This window comes from Streptomyces sp. YIM S03343, from assembly GCF_054729195.1.
Genome location: NZ_JBPUKX010000001.1, coordinates 4,729,891 through 4,744,842 on the forward strand (window position 1 = coordinate 4,729,891; position 14,952 = coordinate 4,744,842).

14 protein-coding genes and 1 pseudogene are annotated in these 14,952 nt (G+C 70.4%); 6 read left to right on the forward strand and 9 right to left on the reverse strand.

Annotation, left to right across the window (positions count from 1 at the left end):
• Nucleotides 1–2: 2 nt before the first annotated feature.
• From ACSYGN_RS20375 to ACSYGN_RS20385, 3 genes are all read left to right on the forward strand, one after another.
• A complete protein-coding gene (locus tag ACSYGN_RS20375) occupies nucleotides 3–983 on the forward strand; it encodes an intradiol ring-cleavage dioxygenase (protein ID WP_460397653.1) in 981 nt (326 codons plus the stop codon).
• A 451-nt stretch (nucleotides 984–1,434) separates the two neighbouring features.
• Complete coding sequence (locus tag ACSYGN_RS20380) at nucleotides 1,435–2,295, forward strand: helix-turn-helix domain-containing protein (protein WP_460397655.1); 861 nt, start codon at nucleotides 1,435–1,437, stop codon at nucleotides 2,293–2,295.
• 160 nt (nucleotides 2,296–2,455) lie between these two features.
• Nucleotides 2,456–2,776 carry a hypothetical protein gene (locus tag ACSYGN_RS20385; RefSeq protein ID WP_460397657.1) on the forward strand — a complete coding sequence of 107 codons (321 nt, stop codon included), beginning with the start codon at nucleotides 2,456–2,458 and terminating at the stop codon, nucleotides 2,774–2,776.
• 213 nt (nucleotides 2,777–2,989) lie between these two features.
• Here the strand turns inward: ACSYGN_RS20385 and ACSYGN_RS20390 are convergent, their stop codons facing one another.
• The 7 genes from ACSYGN_RS20390 to ACSYGN_RS20420 form a co-directional block, all read right to left on the reverse strand.
• Nucleotides 2,990–3,187, reverse strand: coding sequence for a DUF397 domain-containing protein (locus ACSYGN_RS20390; protein WP_460397659.1), 198 nt, complete (start codon nucleotides 3,185–3,187; stop codon nucleotides 2,990–2,992).
• 110 nt (nucleotides 3,188–3,297) lie between these two features.
• Nucleotides 3,298–3,651, reverse strand: a complete 354-nt coding sequence (locus ACSYGN_RS20395; RefSeq protein ID WP_460397661.1) for a hypothetical protein — start codon at nucleotides 3,649–3,651, stop codon at nucleotides 3,298–3,300.
• A gap of 109 nt (nucleotides 3,652–3,760) precedes the next feature.
• A complete protein-coding gene (metG, locus tag ACSYGN_RS20400) occupies nucleotides 3,761–5,470 on the reverse strand; it encodes a methionine--tRNA ligase (RefSeq protein ID WP_460397663.1) in 1,710 nt (569 codons plus the stop codon).
• A gap of 178 nt (nucleotides 5,471–5,648) precedes the next feature.
• Nucleotides 5,649–7,289: a VWA domain-containing protein gene (locus tag ACSYGN_RS20405; protein ID WP_460397665.1), complete on the reverse strand. Its 1,641-nt coding sequence runs from the start codon at nucleotides 7,287–7,289 to the stop codon at nucleotides 5,649–5,651.
• A 134-nt stretch (nucleotides 7,290–7,423) separates the two neighbouring features.
• Entirely contained in the window at nucleotides 7,424–8,446 is a 1,023-nt protein-coding gene (locus tag ACSYGN_RS20410; RefSeq protein WP_460397667.1) for an endonuclease/exonuclease/phosphatase family protein, read from the reverse strand.
• Nucleotides 8,443–9,339: a hypothetical protein gene (locus tag ACSYGN_RS20415; RefSeq protein ID WP_460397669.1), complete on the reverse strand. Its 897-nt coding sequence runs from the start codon at nucleotides 9,337–9,339 to the stop codon at nucleotides 8,443–8,445. Before ACSYGN_RS20415 ends, ACSYGN_RS20410 begins: the two co-directional genes overlap by 4 nt.
• Before the next feature lie 165 nt (nucleotides 9,340–9,504).
• Nucleotides 9,505–9,954, reverse strand: a complete 450-nt coding sequence (locus ACSYGN_RS20420) for a hypothetical protein (RefSeq protein ID WP_460397671.1) — start codon at nucleotides 9,952–9,954, stop codon at nucleotides 9,505–9,507.
• Between the two features lie 285 nt (nucleotides 9,955–10,239).
• On the opposite strand from ACSYGN_RS20420, the gene ACSYGN_RS20425 reads away from it, so the two are divergent.
• Nucleotides 10,240–11,346, forward strand: coding sequence for a hypothetical protein (locus ACSYGN_RS20425; RefSeq protein WP_460397673.1), 1,107 nt, complete (start codon nucleotides 10,240–10,242; stop codon nucleotides 11,344–11,346).
• A gap of 53 nt (nucleotides 11,347–11,399) precedes the next feature.
• Here the strand turns inward: ACSYGN_RS20425 and ACSYGN_RS20430 are convergent.
• Nucleotides 11,400–11,876, reverse strand: a pseudogene (locus ACSYGN_RS20430) (amidohydrolase); the annotation flags it as partial.
• A 69-nt stretch (nucleotides 11,877–11,945) separates the two neighbouring features.
• The gene (locus tag ACSYGN_RS20435; protein WP_460397675.1) at nucleotides 11,946–12,404 is read right to left on the reverse strand and encodes a nuclear transport factor 2 family protein; all 459 of its coding nucleotides are present in this window, start codon (nucleotides 12,402–12,404) and stop codon (nucleotides 11,946–11,948) included.
• Nucleotides 12,405–12,505: 101 nt separating this feature from the next.
• Here ACSYGN_RS20435 and ACSYGN_RS20440 point away from each other — a divergent pair, with 101 nt between their 5' ends.
• Together ACSYGN_RS20440 and ACSYGN_RS20445 are read left to right on the forward strand one after the other, a co-directional pair.
• Nucleotides 12,506–13,063: a TetR/AcrR family transcriptional regulator gene (locus tag ACSYGN_RS20440; protein WP_460397677.1), complete on the forward strand. Its 558-nt coding sequence runs from the start codon at nucleotides 12,506–12,508 to the stop codon at nucleotides 13,061–13,063.
• 538 nt (nucleotides 13,064–13,601) lie between these two features.
• Nucleotides 13,602–14,945 carry a helix-turn-helix domain-containing protein gene (locus tag ACSYGN_RS20445; protein WP_460397679.1) on the forward strand — a complete coding sequence of 448 codons (1,344 nt, stop codon included), beginning with the start codon at nucleotides 13,602–13,604 and terminating at the stop codon, nucleotides 14,943–14,945.
• Nucleotides 14,946–14,952 lie beyond the last annotated feature (7 nt).

The following is a 14,952-nucleotide window of genomic DNA, read 5'->3' on the forward strand; positions in this document are numbered from 1 at the left end:
TCATGACGGAAACCCAGGAACCACACAGCGAATCAGCAGCCTCGGAACCGACCCGGCGCAAGGTCGTGGTGGTGGGCGCGGGAGCGGCGGCGACGGCTGCCCTGGCGACGACGTTCGCGGCGAACGCGTTAGCCGCGGAGCGCCGGCAGCCGCAGCCCGCGTCCGCCGCCGGGGCCGCCGGGTCCGCCGGGTCCGCCGACGAGTCGGACCTCTGCTACCGGCTCACCTCGGAGACGGTGGAGGGCCCGTACTACATCGACGCGGACAAGATCCGCAGAGATGTGACGGAGGACAGGGAAGGCGTCCCCCTCCTCCTCTCCCTGAAAGTGATCGACTCGGAGACCTGCCGCCCCCTGTGCGACGCCGCGGTGGACATCTGGCACTGCGACGCGAGCGGCGTGTACTCGGGCTACGAGTCCCAGGGCAACGGCGGAGGCGGCCCGTCCCCGACGGGCTCACCGACCGGCACCCCGACAGGTGCACCCCCGTCCGGCGGCCCGGGCGGCGGTGGCGGCGGCCACCAGGACCCCACCGACGACACCCGCTATCTGCGCGGCACCTGGCGTACGGACCGGCACGGCCATGTCACCTTCAAGACCATTTTCCCCGGCTGGTACCAGGGCCGCTGCGTCCACATCCACGTCAAGGTCCATGTGGACGGTGAGTGGACCGACGCCGGTTACGAGGGCGGCCACGCCTGCCACACCGGCCAGTTCTTCTTCGCGGAGGAGGCCGTCCTCGCCACGGCGGTGGTCGAGCCGTACGCCTCCAACACCAAGACCCGTACGACCCTCACCGAGGACACCATCTACGACCAGTCCGGCACCCAGGGCGGCCTGCTGAAGCTCCGCTACCACCACGACGACATCGCGCGAGGCGTCCACGGCTCGCTCACGGTCGGCGTGGACCCGGACACGACGAATGACGGCACGAACGGCCCTGCGCCGTCCGCGAGCGCGACACCTTCAGCCACGGCAAGCTGAGCAACGACCCCCGCTGGGGCCGCCGGGCGCGCGATGCGCTCGGCGGCCCCAGCGTCGTGTGTGGGGTGCCGGGGAGCAGGGTGGCTGCTGTCGGTGCCTGGCTGTGGGTGTATGCGCGGGGCACGGTGAGCCGGGATGTGGGCTTGGGCTTGTGGGGCTGCAGAAACCATGTGGGTGTGTGATGTGCCTCACGCCGCCTTAAGGATGTTCGAGCGGTCGATTAGACATATGGCTTTTGGGTAGGTGATTTATAGACACCCGCCGGTGCGACTAGCCCGATCGGGTGACATCTAATCGAAACCCATCTCCTTGGCTATGGCTATCAGCTAGGCGCCGCATCGGCATATAGGGTGAGGGGGCGACGCCCATCAGGTGCTCGCGTCCATACCCGGCCGGGTGGTCGCGTGGCAGGTAGCACTGAGGCGCGGTCAGCGCGCCACGAAGGAGAACCATGCCGACCGCTACCGACCCCAGCCTCAACCGCCGCAGGCTCCGACTGGCACTGAGGGCAGCGCGCGACAAGACGGGCCTGACGCAACGCGAGGCCGCCGACCGTCTTGACTGGTCCCTGTCAAAGGTGATCCGGATCGAGGCCGGCACGGTGAGCCTGTCCGTCACCGACCTCCAGGCGATGCTCCGCCTGTACGAGGTCACCGACGAGGACCTCGTCGCGGACCTCGAACAGGCGGCGCGCGGCAGCAAGGGACAGTCGTGGTGGTCGGAGTACAACGACATCATCACGCCTCCGTTCGCCCAGATGCTGGGCTACGAGAGCGCCGCGGACTCCATCCGCGCCTATCACCCGACTCTCATCCCGGGCCTGCTCCAGACCGTGGACTACATCGACGCGCTCTTCGCCGCGTCGCCTTCCGCCAGCCAGGTGCGGCGTTCCGTCGACCTCAGGACCGCGCGCCAGGAACGCGTCGTGGAGGACAGCGGCACCAGCGTGACCATGATCCTGGACGAGTCGGCGCTGCGCCGTCTGGTGGGCGGCCCCGGCGTGATGCGCAACCAATTGGCGCACATCAAGCAGCTGACCGAGGACGAGAAGATCCGGCTTCAGGTCCTGCCGCTCAGCGCCGGCGCCCATGACAGCTTGGAGAACAGCTTCGTCCTCTTCGGCTACCGCGACGACGAGGACGTGCTGTACCTCTCCGGGCCGGGTGGCGTACTGACCAACCGGGACAACCGCGAGATGGTCGCCCGCTACCAGGAATGCTTCGAGGACCTCACCGACAAGGCTCTGACACAGGACGCGTCGCTGGCGCTGCTCGACGAGCTCCTCGACCAGCTGAACGTCAACCGTTCCTGATATCCGACCAGGCATCGACGGGGGCAGACAGGCGATGGCGAACGAGAGACGGAGGCGAAGGCGCCGACGGTCAGGCGCCGGCCTCTCCCCCGGCACGGACGAACAGCCGACGGCTCCCGCCCGCGAGCCGTCGGTGCCCGGTGTGCTCACCGCACAGGGCATGGCCAGTGACGAGGCCTGTACTCGCTTGCGGAGACTGCGACATGACGACACGGACAATGCGATACGCCGCAGGAGAGCTCACACGGATGACCTGATACGGATCCTGCGCAACCTCACCGTCCTGGCGCTGTTCTCCTCGGCCTGCCTGACCATGGTCGCCTACGCCGGTGTGCGGATGGGTATCCCGCCGGCCGCCTGTGTCGCCGGTACCTTCAGCGCGGCGGCGCTGCTTATCAGGACGTTTGCGAAGGCGTTCGAGTCGGTGCGCCCTTCTCTGCCGGACGCACCAAGAGACCCACAGTCCATCGATGAGCAGTAGCGGGCGCCTGTGCCCACCACCAGCCCGCGCCCGCAGCCACCAGAGTCAGGACCAGCGCCCATACGGACAGTCGGCCCACGAGACCGTCGGCCAGCAGCGACGCCGCCGCACCCGCCGCGGCAGCGACCAGCCCTGTGGCAAGGCAGTACCCCATGAACTCTCTCCGCCCTGGCCGGGCCTCGTCACCACTGCCCATGGATGCCCTCCGGGGGTCTACTGGCCGCAGAAGTAAGCTACCGCGACCCGCCAGGCAGGCAACGAGAAACGCAGTACCGCACCATCGGGAGCCTTGGAGTCACGAACCCATGCGGACGCCGTGAGAAGGGCTACCTCGCAACAGGTCCCGTCAGCTTGATTGTTGCTGTAACTGCTCTTCCGCCAGGGAATCCGGGCATTCTCCTCGGCCAACATCGCCCCCTCCCATCCACATGCCAGAAGCCCGCACTCGCGAGCGGCCTGGAGGCCGCAGAACCGGCGCTCCGGACGGCCCGGAGCACCCGGGGCCGTCGCGCACAGGGGTTCTACCCACCGCGTGGGTTCCTCAACAAGCCCTGCCCGGGCGGGGAGGTCTTTGCGTCACGCCTTCCTGCATGTGGCGCGCCCATGAGGATGATGGTGTCGTCCTCGGCCACCAGGGAGTAGCTGGACAGGTGCTCGACTTCGCCGAACTGCTTCAGCGTGGCCAGAGCAGTGCGGATCTTCTGGAGCGATACGTCCTTCCGAAGGATGGCGAACGCACGCAGCGCCAGAACGTCGCGGAAGGAGTAAAGGGCGGGCTTGGCTGCCAGCTCAGGGCAGAGGACAGGCCCATTGCCTCGGTCCTGCCGCCACGAGCGTAGCTGCCCGGTTGTGGCTCCGGAGAGAGCCGCAGCCATGCGAGTTGAGTACGCCATGGTCCACTCTCTCCGGCCTGCGGAGATCTTCTGCCCGCCAGCATCCCAGGTCTGCGCCTCACGACGCTACAGGACGGGTCGCTCAGCTGCGTCAGGCTTCCTGGCCGCCGAAGCGCTCCTTGTACGTTTCCAAGTCCTCGTCCGTGAGCTTGGCGAAGAGGACCGGGGGGACGGTGAAGGGGGTGCCCGTCGGGACGGTGGTGAGGGACTTTGCTTCGGCGGTGGTGATCCAGGTCGCCGTGTCGTCAGGCAGGGCGAAAGCCTGGCGCATGGCCGCCGACGTCGCCGGGATCAGGGGTTCGGAGACCACCGCGTACAGGTGGATCAGGTTCATCGCCGTGCGGAGCGTGAGGGCTGCGGCGTCCTTGTCCGTCTTGATCTCCAGCCAGGGGGCCTTCTCCTCCAGGTAGGAGTTGCCCGCCGACCACAGGGCGCGCAGCGCTGCCGCCGCCTTGCGGAACTGGAGAGACTCCATGTGCGACTCGTACTCGGCGAGGAGTTCCGCGATCTGCTCGCCCAGCTTCGTCTCCGCCTCGCCGGGCTCGCCGCCCGCCGGGACCTCGTCGCCGAAGCGCTTCTTGGAGAAGGACAGCACCCGGTTCACGAAGTTGCCCAGCGTGTCCGCCAGGTCCTTGTTCACCGTCGCCGTGAAGTGCTCCCACGTGAAGGACGAGTCGTCCGACTCCGGGGCGTTGGCGATCAGGAAGTAGCGCCAGTAGTCCGCCGGGAGGATCTCCAGCGCGTGGTCGGTGAAGACGCCTCGCTTCTGGGAGGTGGAGAACTTACCGCCGTAGTACGTCAGCCAGTTGAACGCCTTGACGTAGTCGACCTTCTTCCACGGCTCCCGTACGCCCAGTTCCGTCGCCGGGAACATCACCGTGTGGAACGGGACGTTGTCCTTCGCCATGAACTGCGTGTAGCGGACCTCGGTGTCGACGTCGTACCACCACGACTTCCAGTCGCCGCCGGTCGCGTCCGCCCACTCCTTGGTCGACCCGATGTACTCGATCGGCGCGTCGAACCACACGTAGAAGACCTTGCCCTCGGCCGCCAGCTCCGGCCAGGTGTCCGCCGGGACCGGTACGCCCCAGTCCAGGTCGCGGGTGATCGCGCGGTCGTGCAGGCCCTCGGTGAGCCACTTGTGGGCGATCGAGGACGCGAGCTGCGGCCAGTCCCTGCCGTGCCGGGCCACCCATTCGCGGACCTCGTTCTCCAGCTTCGACTGGAGCAGGAAGAGGTGCTTGGTCTCCCTGACCTCCAGGTCCGTGGAGCCGGAGATCGCGGAGCGCGGGTTGATCAGATCGGTGGGGTCCAGCACTCGGGTGCAGTTCTCGCACTGGTCGCCGCGGGCCTTGTCGTAGCCGCAGTGCGGGCACGTGCCCTCGACGTAGCGGTCCGGGAGGAAGCGGCCGTCGGTGGGCGAGTACACCTGGCGGATCGCCCGCTCCTCGATGAAGCCGTTCTCGTTGAGGCGGCGGGCGAAGTGCTGGGTGATCTCCACGTTCTCCGTGCTGGAGCTGCGGCCGAAGTAGTCGAACGCGAGCGCGAAGCCGTCATAGACCGCCTTCTGCGCGTCGTGCGCCTGCGCGCAGAACTCCGCGACCGAGAGGCCTGCCTCCTTCGCCGCCAGTTCGGCGGGGGTGCCGTGCTCGTCCGTCGCGCAGATGTACAGCACGTCGTGGCCGCGCTGGCGCAGATAGCGGGAGTACACGTCCGCCGGGAGCATGGACCCCACCATGTTGCCCAGGTGCTTGATCCCGTTGATGTACGGAAGGGCGCTGGTGATGAGGTGTCGAGCCATCGGAGGCTGCTCCCAGGTCGCGGGTCGCTGACTATACGAACCTTGAAATCGTAGCCGACATGTTTATGCCGCCCGCCTCCCGTTTTTTCGGGGTGGGAGGCGGGCGGCAGGGGTGGTACGGGTGGTGCGGGCTTGCCTCGTGCTTGCCTGGTTCCTTGTGCCTTGCGGCTTCGTGCCCTTACGGGCGCCAGTTCGCGAGGACGCCCTCGTAGAGCTCCATGTCCGTGAGTTCCTTGGGGGCCGGGCCCGCGTGGAAGAACGACGTGTTCGGCGTCTTCAGCCTGCGGAGGTAGTCGAACGCCTTGTTGTCGTGCTCACCGAACGCCACGAAGGAGAAGAAGACGTGGGGGTGCGTCTTCGCTGCCTCGGTGAGGGACTGGGTCGCCGGGGTCTTCGCGTCCGGGGCGCCGTCCGTCTGGAAGATCACCAGGACGGGAGCGGTGGTGTCGGGGGCGGTCGGGTCCGCGTGCTTCGTGTGGTGCGCGAGTACGGCCTCTACGGCGGCGTGGTAGCTGGTACGGCCCATGCGGCCCAGGCCGGCGTGGACCTCGTCGATCTTGTTCTCGTGATCGGCGAGGGTGAGGTCGGCGGTGCCGTCCACTTCCGTGGAGAAGAAGACGACGTGGACGTCGGCGTCGGCTTCGCCGGCTTCATCGGCTTCGGGGGCCAGGGCTGCGGCGAGGGCGAGGGTCTGGTCGGCCAGGGCCTGGGCGGAGCCGTCCTTGTAGTACGGGCGCATGGAGGCGGAGCGGTCGAGGACCAGGTAGAGCTTCGCTCGGGTGGTGGTGAGGTCGTGGGTGGTGAGGGTGGCCTCGGCGGCGGTGTACGCGGTGGCGAGGGTGGAGGGCAGGGCGGGGGCCGGCTTGGGGGTGGGCGCCTCGGCTTCGCCTTCGGCGGGGGTGTTCCCACCCGCACAACCCGTGCGGGTTTCGTCGTCGGGTGCGGGTGGCCCCTGCGGGGCGTCCTCGCCGTCGGCGGCTGCTGCTGCGTCGGGTGTCTCGGCCGGTGCCGGTTCCGGGGTGGCTTCGGCCTCGGGTTCGGGCTGTGGAACTGCTTCAGCCTCGGGCTCCGGGGTGGCTTCGGCCTCGGGTTCGGGCTGTGGAACTGCTTCAGCCTCGGGCTCCGGGGTGGCATCAGCTGCGGGCTCGGGCTCCGTAGCAGCTTCAGCCTCGGCCTTGGGCTCCGCGTCCGGGATGGCCTCGGCTGCGGGCTCCGGTTCCGGGGTGATCTCGGTGGCGGGCTCGGGCTCGAAGGCGGCTTCGGTCGCGGGCGCGGGCTCGGGGGCCGGTGTGACCTCCGCGGCGGGCTCCGGCTCCGGTTCCGGCTCGGGTTCCGGCTCGGGAGTGGGCTCCGGGGCTGCCTCCGCCGTCGGCTCCGGCTCGGCCGCAGGCTCCGGATCGGCCGCGGGCTCAGACTCGGCCACAAGCTCAGGCTCGGTGGCCGGTTGCGGTTCGGGGGTCGGGTCCTCTGCGACTGCCGGTTCCGGTTCGGGAGTGGGATCGGCCTCGGGCTCCGGCTCGGGAGTGGGCTCCGGGGCCGGGGGCTCTTCTGCCGTTGGTTCCGGTTCCGGGGTGGGCTCGGCGGCCGGGGTCGGGGTTGCCTCTGCCGTTGGGGTCGGCTCGGGGATTGTTACGTTGTTGAAAGCCGCGGAGACGAGATCGTGTTCCGGTTCGGTCTCGGGGCGGGGGTCGGGGATGTGGGGTTCCGGGGTTGCCGGGTGGTCCTGGGGCTGCGAAGCGGTCTGCTCCTGCACGGTTTCAGCCGCACGCTCCTTGCGTGGGCGGCCGAATTTCTTCCGCAGGAGAGTGAGAATGCCCATGTCGCAACCCTTCGCATGAGTTGTAGCCCGTCAATCCCTGGCCAGGACGGACACGTAAGGTTAACCGCCTTCGGTAGGGATCTTGGGGACGGGCGAGGGGTGCTGCCTACTCTGGTGGGTCAGCCGTCTTTCGGTCACCCGTTCTCGTGCAGCGTCACGTCCACCAGCAGCGCCCGATGGTCCGATCCGGACACCCTCAGGAAGCGTGCCTCGTTCGCGCCGAAGTCCTTCGAGAGCAGCACGTGGTCGATCTGCGCCCCGAACGTCGGCGCCGTACGGGACGGCCAGCTCGGGGTGCGATCCGCCCCGGCAAGGCGGGCCGCGTCGCGCAGACCGGCGTCCAGGATGCGGCGGAAGGCCGCGTGGTCCTGGGTGGCGTTGAAGTCACCGGCCAGGACGGTGGGCGTCCCGGGCGAGGCCGCCGCGTAGTGGCGCAGGCGGGAGAGTTCGCGATTCCACAGGGGGATCTGGCGGGGCAGCGGAGGCATCGGGTGCGCCAGTTGCAGTCGTATGGTGCGGCCGCTCACTTTCGTCGTCGCCCCCGGCATGCCCATCGTGCCGCGTACGCCCGGTGCCGGGGTCAGCGGATAGCGGCTCAGGATGACCGAGCCCGCCGAGCCGCCCGCCTCCACCGAGCGGTGGTAGGGGTAGGTGGTGGTGAGGTGCTTGTTCAGCCTGGCGCGGCAGGTTTGTTCGCACTCCTGTATGAATATCAGGTCCGGGCGCTCCTTCTTGATCAATGGGAGCAGCGCGGGCGTGCCCCGGCCGAATTCGACGTTCGAGGTGAGGACCCGGAGCTCCGCCACCGGCGGGCCCGTCGGCTCGTCGCTCTTGGCGTACGGCTCGATGAACCACGCCAGCAGTCCCGCCACCGCCACCCCCCACACCACACCCACCCACCACCGAGCCATCAGCGACAGCAGCAGGGCCAGTCCCGTCGGGGCCAGTAGCCACGGCAGGAACGCCAGTAGCTGCGGGACTGGTGTCACGCCGTCCGTGTCGGCGGTTCGGCAGCCCACCACGACGCTGACCAGGAGCAGCAGTAGCCCGGCCAGCCAGGCACCCGGGCGGCGTCCCCTCCGTGCGGCCGCCTCCCAGGCCGTGTCCTCTGGGTCTCCGGGGTCCTCGGGGTCGGTCGTGTGCGTGTGGTGCGTCACTCCGCCGAGGGTACGAGTTCCCGCTCGTGCTCGGCTGCCCGTCGGCGCCGTAGCAGCCGTGTCAGCCGTGTCAGCCGTGCCAGTCGCGGGTGCTGCGTCACCCTGGCCGCCGCCGCCACCGTCGTTCCCAGGGCAAGGAGCAGCCAGGCGCAGGTGTTCAGGGTGCCGGTCAGGGTGTCGTAGATCGCGGCGACCGCCGGGTGCGAGACCTCCTGCGGCAGCCCGGCCAGGGTGAAGTGGCGGCCGATCGCCAGCGCGAGGGCGAGCAGGGCGCCGCCCAGCGCCGTGCCCAGCGCGGTCGCGATCACCGCGCGGCGGCGCCGTACGGCGACGGTGATACCGGCCGCGGCGAGCGTGACGGCCGTGACGGGGAGCCAGAAGCCGGCGAATTCGAGCACGTGGAACCCTTTCCTGAAACCGTCCAGGTCCCGTGCGGGCAGGACGGCGACCGCGGTGTGCTCGACCGGGATGTACTCGGCGAGCGGCACATGGTCGTGAGCCAGTTGCTCCCTGACCTCCGCGGTGACCGGGGCAAGGTCGACGGTCACGGTGGTCTCCCGGTCGTCGTGCAGGGCGTGCCACACGGCGTCGTACGTGACCCGGTTGCCCGCGTTCCACGCGGTGCGGAAGGTATCCGTACGGGTGAACGAACGCACGGCGTCGTGTACGAACGGCGCCACCGTCTGCCGGGCGGCGGGACCGCCGAGGTGCACCTCGCGCATGATGCCCGCACTGACCGTGTCCGCGACCGCGTTGCGCACGGCCGGGTCGGTGGCGAGCGGCGCCATCACGGTGACATAGCGGTCGCCGTCGGCGATGCCGTACACCGCCCAGGCCGCCAGCGCGCCGAACGGCACGAGGAGGCAGGCCAGCGCGATGAGTGCGGCTGACATGGCGCTCCGGATCCGTGGCGACGGGGACACCTCTTCAGACAACGGCCGGCGGGCGCGGTGCGCGAGCGGTAGGGCCTGGTGTGGGGCCACGCGGGTGGAAATGAGGCGTGGACATGAACGTGGACCCCGGCAACGCCGCCGGGGTCCACGTTCATACGTCAGCCGTCACGGGAGATGGTGGCCCTCCGCGTCCTCGTGCGTGTAGTACCAGTAGAAGAGCGTCGCCCCGGCGACCACGCCGACCGCCAGGCCCATGAGCGAGGAGCGCAGGATCGAGGCGCCGGTCTCGCTGTACACGAAGCCGAACGCTGCGCCCGTGAAGGCGAACCACATGACGGCGTGCACCTCGCGCTTCAGCCGCGGGCTCACCCTCAGCAGGGCGGCCATCACCACCGCGAACACGATCGCGGTCACCAGGCCGAACAGGACGTTCCAGCCGGTGATGGCGCCGCCGTCGCGCCGGTTGGCCGCGGCCCAGTAGCCGTAGACGAGACCGAGCAGGACCGGGACCGCCCACCTCGCGGTGGCATGGGTGCGCTCGCTGAAGAGGTCGGGCGTACCGGCGGTACCGGCCTCGACGGCCGCCTGGCCGGGCGTGGGCAGCGCGTGAGTCATGGGAGCACTCCTTCCCTCGACACCTCCGCCCTCCGCCTTCCAGAGCACACCTGGGCGGCGGCCCTGGCAAGTCGCTGGACGAAGGCTGGTACGAAGCCCGGTACGGAGCGGGCGGGGGCCGGGCAGGGGCGGGCGCGGGCGCCGTCGGCGACATGCCCGGAGGAGTAGCTTTGCGGGTCCCGCATCTTCGTTTGCCCGCGCAGCGGTTACCGTGCTGTGCCGTAGGTGATCGACGCTTTGCCGTGGGTGATCGACGGCAGGACGAGTCCGACTGGGAGGGGCCGTATGCCCGGAACCGTGCTGCTGCTCGCGGCCTCGCCGCAGGGCCGGGGCTGCCTGGTGGACGCGGCCTCCGTGCTCCCCGTCCTCGCGGCCGTCGCCCCCGCCGTTCTGTCCGGCACGGACACCGCCAACGTCGTCGAACTCGCCGACCCCCTGGAGCCGCAGGCCGTCCTCACCCGGCTGCGTGCCGCGGCCACCTCCCCCGATCCGCTCACCGTCTTCGTCACCGGCCAGCTCCAGCTGGACCGCCGTCAGCGCCTGCCCCATCTGGCGCTGGCCCGCACCACTCCGGCGACCGCCCGCTACACCGCCTTCCCCTGGCACTGGTTCCGGGAGGAACTGAGGCTGCGCGCACCGGGTTCGACGACCCTGTTCGCCGATCTGCACGCCGACGCGGAGACCTGGGAGCTGCTGCGTACCCGGCCGCTGGACTCCGGTGCCCACACCGCCGTCTACGGCCGGGTCGCGCCGCCGCCGCCCCGCCGCACGGTGGCGCACCCGGCGTACATGAAGGCCGTCGCGACGCTGCTGCGCAGCGGACACCGGCCGCCCGCCGGGCAGTTGCACGCGGCGGCGCTGGCCCGGCTGACGGACGGGGAGCCGGGCGGTGCGCGCCGAGACCCCCGTGGCCTCCGTGGCCTCCCTGACATCGTGCTGTGCGAGCGGGCGCCCGAGCCGCCCGCCGGTGATCCGCACGCCGAGCTCACCGCCGCCGTGCAGGCGGGACGGCACGCCGACGCCGACGCGCTGGCCGCGCGCTGGGAGGAGGCCGCCGTACGGGAGCACGGGCCTGCCTCCGAGGAGGCGCTGCACTGGTCGGAGGTGCGGGCGGACCTGGCGATGCTCGCGGGGGACGCGGCGCGCAGCTGCCGTACCTGGCTGGGGATCGCGGCGGTCCGGCTGGCGGCCGGGCAGGCGGCCGACGCGCCCGCCGTCGAGGCGGCCGTGGACCGGGCGCACCACCAGTGGGGCCGGGTCCAGGAACCCGGCCGGGCCCGTGAACTGGGCGCGATGCTTGCGGAGTTGCGCGGGCGGGTGCCGGGGCGGCGGGAGGGCGCCCTGGAGGACGTACGGCGGCAGCTCGATCTGCTCCAGGCCGCCCATCCGTAGACATCTCAGCGGACCATGGAAGCCATGGAGATCTGACGTCTCTCGTCGGAACGTCAGACCGCCAGACCGCCAGACCGCCAGACCGCCAGACCGTCAGACCGCCAGACCGTCAGACAAGCCAGGGCTCCGGACACCAGGGTGCGTATGCCGGGGGCGAGGGTCGACGGGTCGGGGGCGAAGTGCGGGCTGTGGTTGCTGGGGACGGCCTGGAGCTTCTCCAGCAGATCGGTGCCGGGCGCCGCGTCCCATACGGCGGCGGGGGTGCCGGTCACGAACCAGTACGCGTACGGGATCCCGCCCTCCGCGAGGTGCGCGAAGTCCTCGCCGGCCATGGCCGGGCCCGGGTCGAAGACGGTGCCCGTGCCGAGGACCTCCTCGTGCACGGCGGCGACCCTGCGGTCGGTGTCGGCGTCGTTGACGGTGGGCGGGAACGAGGCGCCGACGGTCACCTCCGGCTCGCGCGGGCAGCCCGCGGCCAGGCACTCGCCCGAGGCGATACGCCGGATCGCGGCGAGCATACGGTCGCGCACCGGTCTCCACTTGATCGCGTCCGGAGGACCGAGCCCTGAACACCCCGCTCGCCGAGTCCCTGTCCGTCCTCACCGTAGCGGGAAGGAGCGCCCGCGTTCGGCCTCGGGGCGCGGTCCGAAGATGCGCCGCTCCTGCTCCTCGATCGGCACGTCGTTGATGCCGGCCTCGCGCCGGGTCATCAGGCCGTGCTCGTCGAACTCCCACAACTCGTTGCCGTACGACCGCCACCAGCGGCCGTCGGCATCGTGGGACTCGTACTGGAACCGCACCGCGATGCGGTTGCCGTCGAAGGCCCACAGGTCCTTGCGCAGCGCGTACTCCTGCTCACGCTGCCACTTGGCGGTGAGGAGGCCGACGATCGCGGCCCGGCCGGTGACGAAGGTGTCGCGGTTGCGCCAGACGGAGTCCTCCGAGTAGGCGAGCGCCACCTTGTGGGGGTCGCGGGTGTTCCAGGCGTCCTCGGCGGCCTGCACTTTCCGGAGGGCACTCTCGCGGGTGAACGGCGGCAGGGGCGGGCGGTCGGTCATGGGGTCCTCCCGGGCTGTCTGTCAACGGTTGAGAACGGACGTTCTCTCCTTGGCTGCTAACGTAGAGAACTATCGTTCTCTCGTCAAGGAAGGTGTCGCCCATGGACAGCACCGTCGCCCGGGAACAGGCGCTGGACGCCGCGGAGAAGCTCTTCTACGGGCGGGGTATCCAGTCCGTGGGGATGGACGACGTCCGCAGCACGTCCGGGGTCTCGCTCAAGCGGCTCTATCAGCTGTTCCCGTCGAAGGAGCTGCTGGTGGAGGCCTATCTGGAGCGACGAGATGTGCGCTGGCGGGAGCGGCTCGCAGCGTTCGTGGACCGTCATGGAGATGGAGACCCCGGGCGGCGGATCCTGGCCGTGTTCGACTGGCTGGAGCGCTGGTTCGGCGAGGAGGACTTCCGCGGCTGTGCGTGGATCAACTCCTACGGCGAACTCGGCGCCACCTCCGCGCGCGTGGCGGCCCAGGTCCGGGCGCACAAGCATGCGTTCCGGGAGTACCTCGCCGGGCTGGTGGCCGAAGCGGGGCGGCCCGCCGCGCTGACCGGGCAGCTGTACCTGCTGGCCGAGGGCGCCATGGTCACAGCGGGCATAGCGGAGAGCACCGAACCCGCCCGTGAGGCCCGTGAGGCGGCTCGGCTCCTGCTCCGGGCCGGCTGAGGCCGCAGGCGACTGACGCGGCTCCCGCCACCTGCTGCTTCTCCCCGGCCCCGCAACCTCGCGCCGTACGTGTCGGGCCCGTTGAGAGGTGATGCGCGAGGTCGGCAGGCAGCGCCCTGAAGGGGCGCGGGGAACTGCGCGACCAGCCACGACGTTGCCACAGACAACAGACGGCATATCGCGGCATGTCCAGCGGAGGGCTCAGCTCCCCTTGGAGTACTCCGCCCGCTGGACATGGGGTTGGCTCGTATGCGCCGGGACGGCATGCGCCGGGACGGCATGCGCCGGGACGGCATTCGCTGCGGTGATCAGAGCGGCAACCGCGACCACCGCAGCCGCCACGCCTCTGACGGCGGATGTCCGTCTGCTGGGGCGCAGTCGGAGGTGAGGGAGTGCGCTGGGGCGTTCGTAACGCGCGGATGTGCGTCCGTCCACGGCAACCTCGCAACAACAGCGGCGTGTTAAGCATGTTTAATGTGACGTTTAACCTAGAGGCTGTCGCAGCCTGACAGCAAGGGGTCACGCGGGGAGTTGGGCGATGGCGGAGAGAGACGACCCGGGCACGATAGGTCGCCGGGTGCAGCAGTTGCGCACCGAACGCGGGCTGACGCAGAAGCAGTTGGCGGAGCCGACGTACACGCCCGCGTACATTTCCACGCTGGAGGCCGGCCGGGTGCGCCCCTCCGACGAGGCGCTGCGGCATCTCGCGGACCGTCTCGGTGTCGCCTTCGACGAGTTGGCGACCGGCCGTCCGGCCCGGCTCGCCGCTGATCTGCGGCTGCGGCTGACCGAGGCGCAGCGCACCCTGGCCACCGGTGGGGCGGAGGAGGCGGCCGAGCAGTACGGCGCCCTGCTCGCCGAGGCCGAGCAACACGAACTCGGCTGTGAACGGGCCACCGCACTGCTCGGGCTCGGCGAATGCGCCCTGGAGACCGGTGAGTTGATGGTCGGGCGGCTCTACTTCGAGCGTGCCGAGGCCTGTCTGGCCGACCAGCCGCTGCCGGTCCGCGTCCCCGCGCTGCGCGGCCGTGCCGTGTCCCACTATCTCGCCGGTGAACTCCGCTACGCCGTCTACCTCCTGGAGTCCACCCTCGACGAACTCAACCGCGGCGGGCTCCAGGACCCCGACGCGCTGCTCCTTCTCTACGGCAGCATCATCGGCCCCTACATGGACATGGGCGCCCACGCCCGCGCCGCCCAGGCCGCCGAACTCGCCCTCGCCCTCGCCCCACAGGTCGGCGACCCCGCCCTCGTCGCCCGTATGCACCGCTCCGTGGCCCGCACCCTGATCGCCGAGGGCCGGGTCGCCGAGGCCGACGCCTCTCTCGCCAAGGCGGCCGAGCTGTACCGCCAGCTCCAGATCCGCACCGAACTCGCCATGTGCCACTGGATGCGCGGCTACGTCTGTGTCCAGAACGGCGAACTGGAGCGCGCAGAGGCCGAGTTGCGCGAGGCGCTCACCATGCTGAACGCCAAGCGGGCCGCCCTCTACAGCAGTCAGGTCGCCGTCGAGCTCGCCGATGTGCTGCACCGGCGCGGCAAGTCCGAGGAGGCCGCCCGGCTGCTGCACGGGGTGCTCGGCGACCTCTCCTCCGAGCGCGGCGCCGTGCACTCCGCCGCCGCGCACCGCCTCCTCGGCATCATCGCCGACGACGCCCGCGACACCGAGAAGGCCGAGGAGCACTACGTCCGCGCGCTGAGCCTGCTGGAACGGGCGGGTGCCGCGGGCGACCTCGCCGACCTGTGCCGGCTGCTCGGTGATCTGCTACGGCGTACCGGGCGCGTGGAGGCGGCCCTGGACGCCTACCGCACCGGCCTCGGTTACCGCACCGCGCCGGGGACCACGACCCTGGGACCCGCACCGGCGCAGCCTTCGCTGTGAGGTCCGC